Genomic DNA, 14,096 nt, shown 5'->3' on the forward strand with positions numbered 1-14,096 from the left:
CACTCCCTGTCATATGTGTATTTATTGTGCCGCCGCATACAACGCGATAATGTCGGCCTGCGTGGCGGTGCGTGGGTTACTGCGAATACAAATATCCTCCAGCGCGGCGTGAGCCCATGCGCTGTAATGCTCGGGCTTCGCCCCAACGTCAGAGAGTCGTTTGGTCTGGCCCACTTCGCTAATCAACTCGCTGACGGCGTTGATGGCATCGCGATCGTCCGACTTCTTGTTGGTTAGCGCCCGTCCGATATGGCTGAAACGCTCACGACACACCATGCGGTTGAAACCCATTACTGTGGGCAGCAGCATGGCGTTAGCCTGTCCATGTGGGATGTGTAGCGTCGCACCCGGCTGGTGCGCCATCGCGTGACACAGGCCCAGTCCCGCGCTGGAAAACGCCATCCCGGCCATACAGGAAGCCAGTAGCATGCTTTCTCGCGCCGCCAGATCCTGACCATAGCCAACGGCCTTCGGCAGCGATTTACCTATCATCGCAATCGCGCCAATCGCCAGACTGTCGGTAAACGGCGTCGCGTTCAGAGCGCTATACGCTTCAACGGCGTGCGTCAGCGCATCGATCCCGGTCATCGCCGTTACGTGTGCGGGCACACCTTCCGTCAGCGCGGCGTCAAGAATCGCCACATCCGGCATCAGGGTTGCGTGGGCCAGCACTTTTTTAAGCCCGGTCGCGGCGTCGATAATCACCGTGACATTAGTGGTTTCTGAACCCGTTCCGGCTGTAGTCGGTACGGCAATCAGCGGCAGACGCGGGCGTAACGCGCTGCTCTCGTCCATATCAGCCAGCGTCTGGGTGGGATTGGTCACCAGCAACGCCACAGCCTTTGCGGCATCCAATACGGAACCACCACCAAAGGCCACTACGCCATCGCACTTCGATTCACGCAGTTGCGCGACCGCCGCGCAGACGTCCGTAATGCACGGTTCGCCCACCGGACATGGCCACAGCGTCATCGCCACGCCTTTCATCGCCAGGCTGCGTTCCAGTGCGGCGGTCATCCCCGCCTGGTGCAGGAAACTGTCGACCATGACGAACATATGCGTCAGGCCGCGCGTTTGTGCTTCCTGTCCGCAGGTACTGAGCGCTCCCAGTCCACACAACGTAACCGGTGGAACGCTAAACGTTTTTACGCGTTGCAGATTCAGGGTATCGAATGCCTGAAAGAGCGCGGTCTGCAATTCAGCTTGCATAGATTCCTTCCGCTTTTTCTTTTCCGCTATTTGCAATCGCCAGCGGGGTCATAAACAGGCTGTGCTGGGGTAAATGCACCTGCAGTTCCGGGAAACGCTTACGAAACAGTTCATCAACGCCCGGCTGCATACAGGAACCACCGGCCAGCCATAAATCAGCCACGCCCTGTCCGGCAATATGGTGAGCCACAATTTCCGCCATTTTTTCGTAGACCGGCTTAACCACCGGCCAGATTTCTTTACCGTTGCTGCGTTTGAACTGCTCCGCCTCTTCCAACTGGATGCGACGGTTCCCGGCAAGCGTCAGAGAAATGTGGTGCCCGCCGGTCGCTTCATCGGCGGAGTAAGTCACCTTGCCTCGCTTCACAATCGCAATCCCGGTGGTACCGCCACCGATATCCACCACGCCAGCGTTATCAAGCTGCAACAGGTCCGCCACCGCGGTCGGTTCGTCGAGCACATGACTGACTTCAAGCCCGGCAGATTCCAGCACGTTGATCGAGATCCGTGGGTCAGTTCCCGGTGGAAACGAGGTTGCCGCGTGGGTAAAGCGGCAACCCAACTGTTGTTCGAGCGTATCGAGATGGCGACGAACGATGGTCACCGCACCGAAGAAATCCCAGACGATGCCATCGCGCACGACGTCGGCCCAGTCCAGGCAAACCGCAACCGGCTGTCCGTCACTGTCGACAACCATCGACACCACATCACACGTCCCCAAATCCACGCCCAGCCACAGCGGTGAATCGCTCTTTACGGGCGTCTGGTTACATAGTGTTGCCGCTTTTAGCAATCTGGGTGTCAGCCAACGTTGTTCGTCGTGCGCCATGTCGTTCACTCCTTATACAATTCTGAAGGCATCCACCAACACACAGCGACGCAGACGCACAAACGTGCGTGCGCTGGTCACCCCTTCCCCGGTTGGCGTGGTAATGGTCATCGTGGTCCAGCCTTCGCCGCCGAGTCCAAGACCGGCAATGCACGGTCCGTTCTTAACGAAAATGCTGGTATCAATGGCGTTGGCCATGCGGTTCATGTTGTCGATATTGCGCGAGTGCATCGCCGCCGTATGGTGACAGCCGCCTTCAAGCTTGACCGCCAGTTCAATGGCCTCATCGACGTTGGCGACCCGCACGACCGGCAGAACCGGCATCATCAGTTCGGTTACGGCAAACGGGTGAGTCGCAGAGGTTTCGACGAACAACAGCCGGGTTTGCTCCGGTACGTTCAGACCAATCGCCGCAGCGATTTTTCCTGCGTCGCGACCTACCCAGTCACGACTGACCGTGCCTTTACCGCGTTCATCGACATTTTTCAGCAGCACCGGTTGCAGCTGTTCGGCCTGAGCCGTGGTCAGCTTGACTGCATGCTGGCTTTCCATCAGACGCATCAGCTCATCAGCGACGCTATCGACCACGATCAGCACTTTTTCGTCGGCGCAGATAATGTTGTTGTCAAACGAAGCGCCTTTGACGATCGACTGGGCTGCGCGTGCCAGATCAGCCGTTTCATCAACCACCACCGGCGGATTTCCCGCACCGGCGGCAATCAGACGTTTGTTGGTGTGCTTACGCGCGGCATCCACTACGGCTTCACCGCCGGTCACCACCAGCAGGCCGATGCCTGGGTACTTAAACAGACGCTGGGCGGTTTCAATATCCGGATTGGCCACGGTAACCAGCAGGTTTGCCGGTCCGCCTGCAGCAACTACCGCCTGGTTAAGCAGAGTGATAGCGCGCTGAGACACGCCCTTGGCAGCCGGATGCGGTGCGAAGACCACGCTGTTGCCAGCCGCAATCAGGCTGATGGCGTTGTTAATAACGGTCGCAGCCGGGTTGGTGGACGGTGTCACCGAGGCCACCACGCCCCACGGCGCGTTTTCAATCAGCGTCAGGCCGTTATCACCGGTCAGAACCTGTGGAGACAGGCATTCCACGCCCGGCGTGGCGCGTGCCTGCGCCACATTTTTGGCAAATTTATCTTCAACGCGTCCCATGCCAGTTTCTGTGACGGCAAGTTCCGCTAATTCTCGGGCATGTTTTTCGCCCGCCTCACGTAGAGCCGTGATAGCCAGTTGGCGCATGGCAACGCTTTTCAGCCCTTGCTGGGCCAGTTTTGCTGCCGCCACTGCGTCATCCAGGGAGGCAAAAACGCCCATTTCTTGAACGGCACTGACGGGTTGGCTGCTGTCTTTCATTTTCAGCAGTACCGCTTTCACGACCTGTTCAATATCCTGTTGATTCATGATTTTCTGCCTTATTTATGGAAGATCACCTGACCACCTGCCACCACTTCATCAACAATGCCAATCACGCACAGATCGACAGGTGATGATTCGTTACGGTGCGCCTGACGGGCTGAGCTTCCGCTGACCAGCAGCACCCACTCTCCGGTTCCCGCCCCAATGCTGTCGATAGCAACAGCACATTGCCCGTCGGGATTTCCGCAGGCATCAATCATTTCCACCATCAGCAACTTGTCGTGCGCGAGCCCCTGATGGCGTACGGTACAAACAATTTGTCCTGTGACGATTGCCAGTTTCATACGCGCCTCCGTGGCATATTTCAGGTAAAACCTCCCCCTACCCTCCGCAGAAGGTAATGTGAAAAGGAGAGAGGGTGACGCCAGCAATGAAGTCTGTGGCGTCACATGGACGACTTACATGTCGTTGCTGTCGCCTTTAAAGCTGATCGGGAACACTTCTTCCAGATCGCCATGCGGACGCGGGATTACGTGTACGGAAACCAGCTCACCAATACGCTGTGCAGCAGCAGCACCAGCATCCGTTGCGGCTTTACATGCCGCTACGTCGCCACGGACCATTGCAGTAACCAGACCGCCGCCGATCTGCTTCACGCCGACCAGTTTCACGCGTGCCGCTTTAACCATTGCGTCAGAAGCCTCAATCAGTGCAACCAGGCCCCGGGTTTCAATCATTCCTAATGCTTCCATTGTGTTTTCCTCTCATTAAGGGGTCCAGAACGGGACCTAAACAACCAGTGTGTGTGAGGCGTTTTCACGACTCATGTCAGTCTGACGCGGCACTGCTGCCACCAACGCCAGTTCGATAATTTCCTGTACGCTACAGCCGCGAGAGAGGTCATGAAGCGGTGCGGCAAGCCCTTGGATCAACGGACCTACGGCACGATACCCTCCCAGACGCTGGGCGATTTTGTAGCCAATATTGCCTGCCTCCAGCGATGGGAAGACCATCACATTGGCATTGCCCTTTAACGGACTGGCGGGCGCTTTTTGCGCGGCGACATCCGGAACAAAGGCGGCATCAAATTGCAGTTCCCCATCCACGGTAAGCTGCGGGGCACGCTCACGAACGATCTCCGTAGCCTGCTGCACGTTAGCGACGTTGGGATGACGAGCGCTGCCTTGACTTGAAAACGACAGCATGGCCACGCGCGGTTCTTCACCGGTGATCGCCTGCCATGTCTGCGCGCTGGCAATCGCAATATCCGCCAGCTGCGCGGCTGTGGGCTGCGGCACGACGCTGCAATCGGCAAACCCTAATGCCGGCCCGAGGTACTGCGGCAGCATCAGGAAAATTGACGACAGCGTTTTACAGCCTGGCTGTAACCCAATAATGCGTAACCCAGCGCGCAGCACGTTTGCTGTCGACGACAAATTGCCCGCAATACAGACGTCAGCTTTACCCGCGCTAACCATGGCGGCGGCGAACATCAGCGGATCGTTGAGTTTTTCCAGCGCATCTGCAGGCGTTTTATCTCCCGCGCGGGCCAGCCAGCGCAGCGCAAACTCTTCACGCATGGACTGGTTGCTTTGCGGGTCGATAACCTGAATGCCATCCATCGCCACCCGATGGCTGAGGGCAAACTGGCGCAGCGCAAACGGACTGGCGACAAGAACAGGATGTGCCAGACCGTGCTGATGCAGGTAATTTGCCGCTTTCAACACCCGAACATCCAGCGCATCCGGGAACACCACCCGTGCAGGTGAACGCTGGGCGAGTTGACGAGCACGTTCAATGATCATTGCTTCTCCCCCAGTCGCTGTTGAATTTGGCTAACCGTCAGTGGATGCTTCGCTACGCTCAGAATCATCATCACGTAAACCGTACTGGAAAGGCGATTGAGCGCCTGCATGATGTCCGGTCGCATCACGTCAAAACTACGGGTGATGAATACCTGGGCCGCCACCGTCTCCGTTTCACGAACTTTGGTACGCAGCAGATTAAGCAACGCGCAATCACGGCCATGACTGGCTTCAGGCACCAGATGGTCGTGGTCCAGATAGCGCAGCGGCTGATGCGAAAGCCGGTGTAAATCTTCGTCGCTTAACCCGACGATAGCTTGTGCTGCCAGCGGCTCGTCGATAGCGTCGGCGCGCATAATGTTGCCCAGACGCGAACGGATATCCGCCAGCCACGGCTGCCACGGTTCCGCCAGCTCTATCTGCAACCACACGGCCAGGGCGATGGTGCTGTCCAGCGCGGCGCGAAATCCCAGGCGCGGGTCACTTTTAGCGACCATCTTGTCCGCTGTCAGATGCGTCAGCGTGTCTGCTTTCTTCACCACCGGTTGATGACACAGTTCGCAACTGGCCTGTGGATGCGTATCGCTGCTGGTTAAACCATGCACCGGCTGCGGCTGCTGTTCTTCGTCATCAATAAACAGGCTGCCCTGCTCGTCGATATACTTAATACGCAGATGTCGGCTTTCCAGTAATTCCCGGGCAGATGGCGTCAGGCGAGCGTCAGCGGGGAGATGAATTTCAGCCCCTTCGCTGAGCGTATGATTCGCTCTGAGCCATGCTTCGGTAATGAAATCCTTCATACATCCGCCTTAGCAGGACTGCCAGTTCGCAGGCCAGGCCACATACAGAAATTTCACCGTCGATGGCGTACCAAATTCGATGCTGGAGCCTTTCGGGATAAACATCACGTCCCCGGCTTTAGCAATCATGGTTTCGCCTTCGTGGCGAACGTGCAGCTCGCCTTCCAGAATCATGTCGATTTCGTCGTAGTTCAGCGTCCATGGGAAAAAAGCGTTATCCCACTGCATGAACCCGGCGGCCATGCTGCTACCGTCCTGGTCGGTCACCAGATCGGTTAAACCCACGCAGTGCGGCTGTGCGCCGTCAAAACGACCAAACTTCACGCTGCTGCCGTCGATGACTTTGACGCCGCCTTTGCCGGTCACCGAGTTAAAGCTCGGCTGCATTCCGCCCTGCTCCAGCGACTGTTTCTCCTTCATGACTTTGTCCATCAGTTGGGCGACCAGGCTTTCGGTAAACTGCCCTTCCGGTAACTGCGCAATGATGGTTTCGCGAATGCGCTGGCTTTCCGTTTTGCCATCATCCACCGCAACCGGTGCGACAGCAGCAGCGGTTGGCGCGGATTCATCGCATTCACTGATGGTGACGCCCAGCAGCTCCGCAACTTCGCGCGCCTCCGGGGTGATGATGCTGGCGCGCAGAACAACCGACATTTCCTGTTCGCCGCGTGCGTGGGCCGCACGAATATCGTTAGCTGTGATGAGTTTTTTCACCTGCCCTTTCCTCCTTTTGGCTGAGCTCAGTCAGATAATCCACCAGGTGCTGCACGCTGCGCGGGTCATGGCTGTTGAGTTCGAAAATCGGCTCCTGGAACCCTATCCCGCGAAGTAGTTGTCGCGTTGCGGCGACGTCGGCATCCGGCATGTCCGTTTTGCTGATAACGGCGATTTGTCGTTTACTGGCGCCGATATCCAACAGCCCGGCAGGTAAGCGACTTTCTTTATCATTTGCCGCGTGTATATAAATCAACGTATCAACATCCTGCAGCGTGGTAATTAAGGCGTGATACCAGCGCGGATGGCTAAAATATTCTCCTGGCGTGTCGATATCGCCATTTTCATTAAACTCCACGGCCTGTGTTTTTCTGGCGAGGGAATAATTTCCCTGTAGCGCATTAAAGAGCGTTGTTTTCCCCGCCCCCACCGTACCGACAAACGCAATACGTTTCATCGCCGCCTCTGATTAACTTTTTGTCAGGTTGCACAAAGTGAAATTTAATAACCGACCCAGACCGCTTACCGTCTGTAATAACGCTTCTTCTACCGCGCCTACCGAGCCGTAGATGACCAGCGCACCGCTGAATCGATCGAGAAAGCCGATATGTACATCTGCCGCCTTCATAGCTAAGTCACCGGCAATCATCGCGGTTTCGCCTGGCGTCAGCGTCATGATGCCGATGGCGCCCGCTTCGGGAACGCCGATCTTTTTCGCCAGTTCCTCACCAGGGTGCGCAATGAGATGCGCCAGCGTAACCTGTTTCCCCGGCACAAATTCCTGAATAATGCGTTCTTTTTCCATTGCTCACCGCCTCCGCTAAAACTGCCCTCATCGTGGCAATTTTTTGTCAGAGTAAATAACAAAATTCGGCAACCATGTTTAAAAGGTGAAGTGGATCACTAAGAAAGGGGAAATAAAAAGGCGCGGGAGAAACCCGCGCCGGAAATAAATTAAAGTGAAATTACAGCGGCTGAGTTTGGGCTTCTACGACCGCCAGCGCCACCATATTAACGATACGACGAACAGATGCGATCGGCGTTAATACGTGAACCGGTTTCGCAACCCCCATCAGCACCGGGCCGACCGTTACGCCTTCAGAGCTGGAAACGCGTAGTAAGTTGTAACTAATACGGGCAGCTTCCATATTCGGCATCACCAGAATATTCGCTGAGCCTTTCAGCGGACTGTCCGGCATGCGGTCATGACGGATGCTTTCCACCAGCGCGGCATCGCCGTGCATTTCGCCATCAATCATCAACTCTGGCGCACGCGCCTTAATCAGCTCCAGCGCTTCGCGCATTTTGCTGGCCGACGGACAGTTAGATGAGCCAAAGTTGGAGTGCGACAGCAGCGCTACCTTCGGTTCGATACCAAAGCGACGCACGGTTTCTGCCGCCATCACGGCGATTTCCGCCAGTTGCTCCGGCGTAGGATCGTCGTTAACGTAGGTATCGGCGATAAAGGTGTTACCGCTTGGCAGCAGCAAGGCGTTCATCGCCCCGGCAGTATGCACGCCATCGCGGTGACCAAACACCTCTTTCACCACGCTGAAGTGCTCATGGTAGTCGCCTATCGTACCGCAGATCATTGCATCCGCTTCGCCGCGCTGCACCATGATCGCGCCGATCACCGTGGTGTTGGCAATTACCGCACGCTGCGCCTGCTCCTGGGTAATACCACGACGTTTCATAATCTGGTAGTACTCGCTCCAGTACTCTTTAAAGCGCGGATCGGATTCATTGTTGACGATCTCAAAATCGACGCCCGCTTTGATCTGCAGACCCAGTTTCTGGATACGCATTTCGATAACGCTCGGACGACCGATCAGGATCGGTTTCGCCAGACCTAAAGTGATTAGCTCCTGCGTGGCATGCAGTACACGCGCCTCTTCCCCTTCAGTCAGCACCACGCGCTTCGGCGCTTTGCGTGCCAGGGAGAAAATCGGCTTCATGAACAGGTTGGTTTTGTAGACGAATTCGGTCAGCTTATCGATGTAAGCGTCAAAGTCGGCAATCGGACGCGTTGCCACACCGGAATCCATCGCCGCCTTCGCCACCGCAGGGGCAATTTTGACGATCAGACGCGGGTCGAACGGTTTCGGAATGATGTATTCCGGCCCGAAGCTCAGGTCCTGGTCGCCATAGGCGGAGGCCACCACTTCGCTCTGCTCGGCGTGCGCCAGCTCAGCAATGGCGTGTACCGCAGCCAGTTTCATCTCTTCGTTGATGGCGGTAGCACCAACGTCCAGCGCGCCGCGGAAGATGAATGGGAAGCACAGGACGTTGTTAACCTGGTTCGGGTAGTCGGAACGGCCGGTGCAAATGATGGCGTCAGAACGCACCTCTTTCGCCAGCGGCGGCAGGATTTCCGGTTCCGGGTTGGCGAGGGCCAGGATCATTGGCGCACGCGCCATCTTCTTAACCATTTCCTGCGTCAGCACTTTCGGACCAGAGCAACCGAGGAAAATATCCGCGCCGTCAATGACATCATCCAGCGTACGCTTACCGTCATCCACCACTGCGTAAGCCGCTTTGGTTTCAGCCATGTTTGGTTCACGATCTTTGTAAATCACCCCTTTGGAGTCGCAGACCACAATGTTGTGTTTCTGCATACCCAGCGCCACCAGCAGGTTCATACAGGCAATCGCCGCCGCACCTGCACCGGACACCACCATACGCACATCAGAGATATTTTTCTCAACCACCCGCAGACCGTTAAGGATTGCGGCAGTACTGATGATTGCCGTGCCGTGCTGGTCATCGTGGAATACCGGAATATTCATGCGCTCACGGAGTTTTTGCTCAATGTAGAAGCACTCCGGCGCTTTGATATCTTCGAGGTTAATGCCACCAAACGTTGGTTCAAGCGCCGCTACCACGTTGATAAATTTATCCGGATCGAGTTCATCAACTTCGATGTCGAACACGTCAATCCCGGCGAATTTCTTAAACAGAACGCCTTTACCTTCCATCACTGGTTTACCGGCCAGCGCGCCAATATTACCCAGGCCCAGAACCGCAGTACCGTTGGAAATAACCGCAACCAGGTTGCCGCGTGCGGTGTATTTGTAGGCTGCCAGCGGGTCCTTTTCAATTTCAAGACACGGTGCAGCCACGCCCGGCGAGTAGGCCAACGCGAGGTCGCGCTGGGTTGCCAGAGGCTTGGTCGGAGAAACCTGGATTTTACCGGGTACCGGAAATTCGTGGAAATCGAGGGCGCTTTGTTTTAACTGGTCATCCATCTTGTTGTTCCTTTCACGTATCTATCAAAAAAGTGGCGCGGGTAACCATTCTACTGAGCCGCACATTATCACCTCAGTCAACGGCACAAACTTTGAAGGTCCCCATACTCTCACCATTCAAAGAAAGAATTTGTTATCAATTTATAACATCTATGTTACCTGCTTAAGCCAGCAATACCATGCTTGTCTGCTATGCTTTTTGCTGACAACGCCCGCAATTATCTCAAAAGTGTGAATCACAACACGCATCTAACACTTTACTTTTCAAGGAGTATTTCCTATGACCCGTAAAGAGCTTGCCAATGCCATTCGTGCGCTAAGTATGGATGCCGTCCAAAAAGCTAACTCCGGCCACCCTGGAGCACCAATGGGGATGGCCGATATCGCCGAAGTACTGTGGAACGATTTCCTGCGCCATAACCCGTCCGATCCCACCTGGTACGATCGTGACCGGTTTATTTTATCCAATGGCCACGCCTCAATGCTGCTTTACAGCCTGTTGCATCTTTCCGGCTACAACCTGCCGCTCGAAGAGTTAAAGAACTTCCGCCAGCTCCATTCGAAGACGCCAGGACACCCGGAAATTGGCTATACACCGGGCGTGGAGACCACCACCGGACCGTTGGGTCAGGGTTTAGCCAACGCTGTCGGAATGGCGATTGCAGAACGCACCCTGGCGGCGCAGTTTAACCAGCCAGACCACGAGATTGTTAATCACTATACCTGGGTCTTTATGGGCGACGGCTGTCTGATGGAGGGCATTTCTCACGAAGTGTGCTCGCTGGCGGGCACCCTGGGACTTGGCAAACTCATCGGCTTTTACGATCACAACGGCATCTCAATTGATGGCGAAACCGACGGCTGGTTTACCGACGATACCGCGAAACGCTTTGAGGCCTATCACTGGCATGTAGTGCACGAGATTGACGGTCATGACCCTGAGGCGGTGAAAAAAGCGATTCAGGAAGCACAGGCCGTTACCGATAAACCGTCGCTGATTATCTGCCGCACGGTGATTGGTTTTGGTTCACCGAATAAAGCCGGGAAAGAGGAAGCGCACGGCGCTGCGCTGGGTGAAGAAGAAGTGGCGCTGACCCGGCAGAAGTTGGGGTGGCATCATCCTGCCTTTGAAATCCCCAAAGAGATTTACCGGGCGTGGGACGCTCGTGAAAAAGGCGAGAAAGCCCAACAGAGCTGGAATGAGAAATTCGCCGCTTATCGACATGCGCATCCGGATCTGGCGGCAGAGTTTACCCGCAGGATGAGCGGTGGACTGCCGGAAGAGTGGGAAGAAACGACCCAGAAATATATCACCGAGCTGCAGGCCAATCCGGCCAAAATCGCCACCCGTAAGGCCTCGCAAAATACCCTGAACGCCTACGGGCCGATACTGCCTGAGCTGCTTGGCGGTTCGGCGGATCTGGCGCCCAGCAACCTGACCATCTGGAAAGGCTCCACTTCTCTTAAAGAGGATCATGCAGGAAACTACATCCACTACGGCGTGCGGGAGTTTGGCATGACCGCAATTGCCAACGGTATCGCTCACCACGGGGGCTTCGTACCGTACACCGCAACATTCCTGATGTTTGTCGAATATGCCCGTAATGCCGCACGCATGGCGGCGCTGATGAAAGCCCGACAAATCATGGTTTATACCCACGACTCGATTGGCCTTGGGGAAGATGGTCCCACGCACCAGGCCGTCGAACAGCTCGCCAGCCTGCGTCTGACGCCTAATTTCAGCACCTGGCGACCCTGCGATCAGGTTGAAGCGGCGGTAGGCTGGAAGCTGGCGGTCGAACGCCATGACGGGCCAACGGCGCTGATCCTCTCGCGGCAAAATCTGGCGCAGGTTGAGCGGACGCCTGAGCAAGTGCAGCAGATTGCCCGCGGCGGCTATGTGCTGAAGGATGGCGGTGGTAAGCCGGATGTTATCCTGATTGCTACCGGTTCAGAAATGGAAATCACGCTGCTGGCGGCGGAAAAACTGACCGGTGAAGGTCGTAACGTGCGGGTGGTTTCTCTGCCCTCAACCGATATCTTCGACGCCCAGGATGAGGCGTATAGGGAATCGGTTCTCCCCTCAAACGTCAGCGCGCGCGTGGCGGTAGAAGCAGGAATTGCCGACTACTGGTACAAATATGTTGGGCTGAAAGGGGCGATTGTCGGTATGACGGGTTATGGGGAGTCGGCTCCGGCAGACAAGCTGTTCCCGTTCTTCGGCTTTACGGTGGATAACATTGTCGACAAAGCGCATAAGGTGCTTAACGTGTGATCCACAGCGTGGGCCAGGCATCTGGCCCATGCCAGTTATCGCAGCTTGGCTCTTGGGCATAGCGCACCAGACGAAAACGCTGGCCGTCGTAGCGCCAGCGGGTCTGGATACCGCAATCTGCCAACCCTCGTCCTTTAGCGAGGGTTACCAGCTCGCGCGACTTCTCATCAAACGTGGCGTTGGTCAGCTCCATATCGCGACTTTCCGCATCCGTTTTAAAAGGCAGGCTTAGCCGTACCGCCCGTGACGTCAACGGGGTAGTACGTGAAACCACCCACGCCAGATCGATGGTGTTATATGCCCCGGCTTCACAGCCGATCATCAGCAGCGCTTTATCATCCGTTAAGGCCGTGACGCGCATCTCGCGACGCAGCGGATCGATCGAACAGCGAATACCGTTGATCCGCCAGTTACCGTAATCCAGCAATTCACTGCGCTCTTGTTGCGTGAGAGGCGTTGGCGTTGGGTTAATCACAGCCACGCCTTTTAAAGCGGGAGCGGGAGGTACGCTGAGCGGAGGCTCATTGCCTTTTTCGATCCATGCGGTTTCGCTGCCGACCCGTTTTTGCTGGGCGTCGATAAAAAGCAGCGCGGCTTTTAGCCCGACCAGGGACAGGTTTTGCGCCCCTTTTTGCAGGGTTATTGCCTTCGCGTCCTGTACGGTTGTTAAAAATGCGCTGATGGTGGCCGGATCATCGGTCATCAGTTGCCAGGGGGTAATACGCCAGTGTTCGCCGCGAAGCGGGAGCGGCGCACCATCCAGTAGCAGACGTGGCGCAATATCGCTCTCTTTGGCTGTGGGCGATTCCAGCCCACCCAGTTCAATACGCAACACGGCGTCGGTATGTGCCCCGGCACTGCGGCTCAAGGTCATGACCAGGCCGTGATGTTCTCCGGTATTGCGCGCCACGCAAAAGTTTTGGTTATTGCACGTCACCTGCCAGTCAGAAAACGTCTGTTGCGCGGGCGCGGCCCACAGCAAACGGACGGGTAACAACCCGAGCAGGAAAAGTAAAATAACGCGATAGCGCATGGACGGTACAACCCCGAAGTCAAAACACACAGCCTAAGCGGTATCTTCCTTGCGCGACTGATGTGGCTCAATAAGAATCGTCGGATTGGCCGAAAATTTGTAAAGAAATATAAATCCCGCGCATTAGTCCATGAGATGCGACGACTGCAAATAGTTCAGCAATAGCACCGTCTTACCGTCACGGATTTCACCCGTTTTAATCATTTCCAGCGCCTGGGTGAACGGCAGCTCCAGAACCTCAATATCTTCATCTTCCACCCCTCCGCCCGCATTTGCCCGCTGGCTGTCGCTGTATTGTGCAATAAAGAAATGAATTATCTCCGTCACGCCGCCCGGCGACATATAGAGTTCAAACAGCTTACGCACTTCACCCACTTCAAAGCCGGTCTCTTCAATGGCCTCTTTCCGAATGCACGCTTCCGGTTCGTCGTTATCCAGCAGCCCGGCGCAGGTTTCAATCAGTTGACCGTTTTCATTACCATTGACCCAGGTGGCGACGCGAAACTGGCGGATGAGCACCACCGTTTTCTTCTCCGGGTTATACAGCAGGATAGTGGCGCCGTTGCCGCGATCGTAAACCTCGCGTTTGTGACGAATCACCTCTCCATTGCTACGGGTCAGGTCATAGGTGATATTGCGCAGGATGAAGTAGTTATCGGAAAGGACTTTATCTTTGATGAGGGTAATTTTTTGCGACATACCGGCTCCACAGCAAGAAGTGAGAAATAATACTACGCCGTGAAACCGGGTTTGTCTTGGTGCAATGTCGGCCTGATAAGCGAAGCGCCATCAGGCAATTAGGCGGCACAGAGCCG

At 55.8% G+C, this 14,096-nt stretch carries 14 protein-coding genes; 1 reads left to right on the forward strand and 13 read right to left on the reverse strand.

Features of this window, described 5'->3' with window-relative positions:
- Positions 1 to 21: 21 nt before the first annotated feature.
- The 11 genes from eutG to maeB form a co-directional block, all read right to left on the reverse strand.
- On the reverse strand, positions 22 to 1,209 hold the full coding sequence (gene eutG, locus OGW44_RS05075; protein ID WP_016153951.1) for an ethanolamine utilization ethanol dehydrogenase EutG: 1,188 nt from the start codon (positions 1,207 to 1,209) through the stop codon (positions 22 to 24).
- Positions 1,199 to 2,038: an ethanolamine utilization protein EutJ gene (gene eutJ, locus OGW44_RS05080; protein WP_065554055.1), complete on the reverse strand. Its 840-nt coding sequence runs from the start codon at positions 2,036 to 2,038 to the stop codon at positions 1,199 to 1,201. The genes eutG and eutJ overlap by 11 nt, the downstream gene beginning before the upstream one ends.
- Before the next feature lie 12 nt (positions 2,039 to 2,050).
- Positions 2,051 to 3,454 carry an aldehyde dehydrogenase family protein gene (locus OGW44_RS05085; protein WP_016153953.1) on the reverse strand — a complete coding sequence of 468 codons (1,404 nt, stop codon included), beginning with the start codon at positions 3,452 to 3,454 and terminating at the stop codon, positions 2,051 to 2,053.
- Positions 3,455 to 3,465: 11 nt separating this feature from the next.
- Positions 3,466 to 3,753 (reverse strand): ethanolamine utilization microcompartment protein EutN, encoded by a 288-nt coding sequence (eutN, locus tag OGW44_RS05090; RefSeq protein ID WP_016153954.1) that lies wholly within the window; start codon positions 3,751 to 3,753, stop codon positions 3,466 to 3,468.
- 114 nt (positions 3,754 to 3,867) lie between these two features.
- The gene (gene eutM, locus OGW44_RS05095) at positions 3,868 to 4,161 is read right to left on the reverse strand and encodes an ethanolamine utilization microcompartment protein EutM (RefSeq protein WP_003835054.1); all 294 of its coding nucleotides are present in this window, start codon (positions 4,159 to 4,161) and stop codon (positions 3,868 to 3,870) included.
- Between the two features lie 36 nt (positions 4,162 to 4,197).
- The gene (gene pta / locus OGW44_RS05100) at positions 4,198 to 5,214 is read right to left on the reverse strand and encodes a phosphate acetyltransferase (RefSeq protein ID WP_016153955.1); all 1,017 of its coding nucleotides are present in this window, start codon (positions 5,212 to 5,214) and stop codon (positions 4,198 to 4,200) included.
- Positions 5,211 to 6,014, reverse strand: a complete 804-nt coding sequence (gene eutT, locus OGW44_RS05105) for an ethanolamine utilization cob(I)yrinic acid a,c-diamide adenosyltransferase EutT (protein ID WP_046275200.1) — start codon at positions 6,012 to 6,014, stop codon at positions 5,211 to 5,213. Before eutT ends, pta begins: the two co-directional genes overlap by 4 nt.
- A 9-nt stretch (positions 6,015 to 6,023) precedes the next feature.
- Positions 6,024 to 6,728 carry an ethanolamine utilization acetate kinase EutQ gene (gene eutQ, locus OGW44_RS05110; RefSeq protein ID WP_047416392.1) on the reverse strand — a complete coding sequence of 235 codons (705 nt, stop codon included), beginning with the start codon at positions 6,726 to 6,728 and terminating at the stop codon, positions 6,024 to 6,026.
- Positions 6,706 to 7,185 (reverse strand): ethanolamine utilization acetate kinase EutP, encoded by a 480-nt coding sequence (gene eutP / locus OGW44_RS05115; protein ID WP_016153958.1) that lies wholly within the window; start codon positions 7,183 to 7,185, stop codon positions 6,706 to 6,708. Before eutP ends, eutQ begins: the two co-directional genes overlap by 23 nt.
- A 12-nt stretch (positions 7,186 to 7,197) precedes the next feature.
- On the reverse strand, positions 7,198 to 7,533 hold the full coding sequence (gene eutS, locus OGW44_RS05120; protein ID WP_003037995.1) for an ethanolamine utilization microcompartment protein EutS: 336 nt from the start codon (positions 7,531 to 7,533) through the stop codon (positions 7,198 to 7,200).
- 160 nt (positions 7,534 to 7,693) lie between these two features.
- Entirely contained in the window at positions 7,694 to 9,973 is a 2,280-nt protein-coding gene (gene maeB, locus OGW44_RS05125; RefSeq protein WP_016153959.1) for an NADP-dependent oxaloacetate-decarboxylating malate dehydrogenase, read from the reverse strand.
- A gap of 280 nt (positions 9,974 to 10,253) precedes the next feature.
- On the opposite strand from maeB, the gene tkt reads away from it, so the two are divergent.
- Positions 10,254 to 12,248 (forward strand): transketolase, encoded by a 1,995-nt coding sequence (tkt, locus tag OGW44_RS05130; RefSeq protein WP_016157105.1) that lies wholly within the window; start codon positions 10,254 to 10,256, stop codon positions 12,246 to 12,248.
- On the opposite strand, the gene OGW44_RS05135 is transcribed toward tkt, so the two are convergent.
- Together OGW44_RS05135 and nudK are read right to left on the reverse strand one after the other, a co-directional pair.
- On the reverse strand, positions 12,238 to 13,281 hold the full coding sequence (locus tag OGW44_RS05135) for a DUF1176 domain-containing protein (protein ID WP_185654974.1): 1,044 nt from the start codon (positions 13,279 to 13,281) through the stop codon (positions 12,238 to 12,240). The two genes, tkt and OGW44_RS05135, sit on opposite strands and share 11 nt — an antisense overlap.
- 123 nt (positions 13,282 to 13,404) lie before the next feature.
- Positions 13,405 to 13,980 (reverse strand): GDP-mannose pyrophosphatase NudK, encoded by a 576-nt coding sequence (gene nudK / locus OGW44_RS05140; RefSeq protein ID WP_047501610.1) that lies wholly within the window; start codon positions 13,978 to 13,980, stop codon positions 13,405 to 13,407.
- Between the last annotated feature and the right edge of the window lie 116 nt (positions 13,981 to 14,096).

The sequence above is a fragment of the Citrobacter sp. Cb023 genome (assembly GCF_030336805.1).
Classification (GTDB): domain Bacteria; phylum Pseudomonadota; class Gammaproteobacteria; order Enterobacterales; family Enterobacteriaceae; genus Citrobacter; species Citrobacter braakii.

What these genes read in the sequence shown, in the direction of transcription:
- eutG (WP_016153951.1), bottom strand. Translation starts at nt 1,209, where the DNA reads ATGCAAGCTGAATTGCAGACCGCGCTCTTTCAGGCATTCGATACCCTG.
- eutT (WP_046275200.1), bottom strand. Translation starts at nt 6,014, where the DNA reads ATGAAGGATTTCATTACCGAAGCATGGCTCAGAGCGAATCATACGCTC.
- OGW44_RS05135 (WP_185654974.1), bottom strand. Translation starts at nt 13,281, where the DNA reads ATGCGCTATCGCGTTATTTTACTTTTCCTGCTCGGGTTGTTACCCGTC.
- OGW44_RS05085 (WP_016153953.1), bottom strand. Translation starts at nt 3,454, where the DNA reads ATGAATCAACAGGATATTGAACAGGTCGTGAAAGCGGTACTGCTGAAA.
- eutN (WP_016153954.1), bottom strand. Translation starts at nt 3,753, where the DNA reads ATGAAACTGGCAATCGTCACAGGACAAATTGTTTGTACCGTACGCCAT.
- eutS (WP_003037995.1), bottom strand. Translation starts at nt 7,533, where the DNA reads ATGGAAAAAGAACGCATTATTCAGGAATTTGTGCCGGGGAAACAGGTT.
- eutJ (WP_065554055.1), bottom strand. Translation starts at nt 2,038, where the DNA reads ATGGCGCACGACGAACAACGTTGGCTGACACCCAGATTGCTAAAAGCG.
- tkt (WP_016157105.1), top strand. Translation starts at nt 10,254, where the DNA reads ATGACCCGTAAAGAGCTTGCCAATGCCATTCGTGCGCTAAGTATGGAT.
- nudK (WP_047501610.1), bottom strand. Translation starts at nt 13,980, where the DNA reads ATGTCGCAAAAAATTACCCTCATCAAAGATAAAGTCCTTTCCGATAAC.
- maeB (WP_016153959.1), bottom strand. Translation starts at nt 9,973, where the DNA reads ATGGATGACCAGTTAAAACAAAGCGCCCTCGATTTCCACGAATTTCCG.
- pta (WP_016153955.1), bottom strand. Translation starts at nt 5,214, where the DNA reads ATGATCATTGAACGTGCTCGTCAACTCGCCCAGCGTTCACCTGCACGG.
- eutP (WP_016153958.1), bottom strand. Translation starts at nt 7,185, where the DNA reads ATGAAACGTATTGCGTTTGTCGGTACGGTGGGGGCGGGGAAAACAACG.
- eutM (WP_003835054.1), bottom strand. Translation starts at nt 4,161, where the DNA reads ATGGAAGCATTAGGAATGATTGAAACCCGGGGCCTGGTTGCACTGATT.